Genomic DNA, 1,926 nt, shown 5'->3' on the forward strand with positions numbered 1-1,926 from the left:
GTACTATGTCATGCTCGTGCAACCCGGGCTGCAGGGTTGAAGCAGTATTGAGCGTGGACGAGCGCGGACAGATGGTGCTCCCAAAAGACGTGCGGGAGAAAGCCGGCATCAGGACAGGAGACAAGCTTGCACTGATCAGCTGGGAAAGGGATGGCAGCATCTGCTGCCTTGCGTTGATGAAAGCGGACAACCTGAGCGGTATGGTAAAAGATGTTCTCGGGCCGCTGATGGATTTCCAGGACCGTGGGTAAGGTGAGTGTTATGGAGATGAATAAAAGTACCGGTTCCTGCTGCACCTGCTCGACAGGAACAAATGCGGATCCCTGCGTCTGCCCTGGCGGCAAACCTGCACCAGAACAGATCCGCACAACCGACAGCACGATCACCTTCGCTCACCGGCTCGACCACTTCCTTGCCCGCTGGGGCTGGAAGCGCGAGTCGCATCGGGTGACGCCCGGCCTGTACCGGCTCGGGAACCCCACGGCAGACTCCCCGGTCTTCGCCTCAGCGAACTATACACTCAGCTTCGATGCGCTCCGCTCAGCGCTCGCAGGGATTGACGCGTGGATTCTCGTGCTGGACACAAAGGGAATCAATGTCTGGTGTGCAGCAGGAAAGGGGACGTTTGGCACGGACGAGCTTGTCCGCCGTATCCAGTCTTCCGGTCTTGAGAATATCGTCAGCCAACGGAAGATCATCGTCCCCCAGCTCGGTGCCCCGGGGGTGTCATGGCCCGAGGTGGTGCGGAGGACGAAGTTCCTGGTCGAGTATGGCCCGGTCCGGGCCCGCGACCTGCCGGAGTATCTGAAGACGCACACGGCAACGCCGGCCATGCGACGGGTGGAGTTCCCGGTCATGGACCGAATCGTCCTGACCCCCGTGGAGTTTGTCCACAGTGCCCTTCCGATGGTCATTGTTGCAGCAGTTCTCTGGTTCCTTGCCGGTCCGGTGGCAGCGCTTGCCGCGGTATCCGCAGTCCTTGCCGGGACCGTGCTCTTTCCGGTCCTGCTGCCATTCATTCCCACGCAGGACTTCTCCACGAAAGGATTGATCCTGGGCGGTGTTGTTGCAATTCCCTTCGCGACAGTGTTTGGCACAAATCCGGCTTTACCGCTCTGGGCAAATGCCCTTGCAGCGTTGGCGCCGCTGCTCATCATACCCGCAGTGGTCTCGTACGCTGCCCTGAACTTTACCGGCTGCACTACATTCACGTCCCGGGCCGGTGTGAAAAAGGAGATCTTCCGGTATGTTCCGGCCATGGTAGTGATGGCCGTGGCGGGGTTGCTTGCGGGAATTGCCCTCGGCGTAAGCCGGCTGCTCGGGGTGATCTGATGTATCATTCCTATACCGAAACAAGCCTGAAATACGATCCCGACCGGTGCATCAACTGCAAGCGCTGTACGCAGGTCTGCCCGCACGCGGTCTTTGCAGAAGGAAAAGAGCATGTCGAACTCGCCCGGCCCGCTGCCTGTATGGAATGCGGTGCCTGTGCGAAGAACTGTCCGGTGCAGGCGATTGAGGTGCAGAGCGGAGTCGGCTGTGCATGGGCGATGATCGGGGCAGCCCTGCGGGGAAAAGACATGGACACGGAGTGCAGCTGCGGCGGGGAAGACGGCTGCTGTGGCGGGAATTCCCCGACCTGAAAAAGCGGTCCGGAATCCCGCAGGGTACCCGTGATGTGCAGCAGAACGGCGTGGAGCCTGTGATCCCGGAAGACCGGCACGAGACATAAGTTGATGTGTCATGGGCACAAATAGATGGCAACACCATTCCGGGTACCGATTGGCTGGCCTGGTTCTCCCTGCCGCATATCAGATGGCGTGCAGGGACAAGACGGACTTAAATATCCATATCGATAATCCCGGGCCGAATCCGGCCCGGCAGAACTGGCGGGAGTCCCGATGATCCACCGTCACGTGGTGACGG

The 1,926-nt window shown here is 60.1% G+C and carries 3 protein-coding genes; all 3 read left to right on the forward strand.

What is annotated here, in order from left to right:
• The first annotated feature begins 5 nt into the window (after window positions 1–5).
• The 3 genes from hgcC to hgcB are packed head-to-tail and all read left to right on the forward strand — an operon-like array spanning window position 6 to window position 1,643.
• A complete protein-coding gene (gene hgcC / locus CW742_RS11405) occupies window positions 6–251 on the forward strand; it encodes an HgcAB-associated protein HgcC (RefSeq protein ID WP_292420493.1) in 246 nt (81 codons plus the stop codon).
• Between the two features lie 10 nt (window positions 252–261).
• Window positions 262–1,332, forward strand: coding sequence for a mercury methylation corrinoid protein HgcA (gene hgcA / locus CW742_RS11410; RefSeq protein WP_292420488.1), 1,071 nt, complete (start codon window positions 262–264; stop codon window positions 1,330–1,332).
• Window positions 1,332–1,643: a mercury methylation ferredoxin HgcB gene (hgcB, locus tag CW742_RS11415; protein WP_292420490.1), complete on the forward strand. Its 312-nt coding sequence runs from the start codon at window positions 1,332–1,334 to the stop codon at window positions 1,641–1,643. The genes hgcA and hgcB overlap by 1 nt, the downstream gene beginning before the upstream one ends.
• Window positions 1,644–1,926: the final 283 nt, after the last annotated feature.

This window comes from Methanoregula sp. (assembly GCF_002835825.1).
Classification (GTDB): Archaea; Halobacteriota; Methanomicrobia; order Methanomicrobiales; family Methanospirillaceae; genus Methanoregula.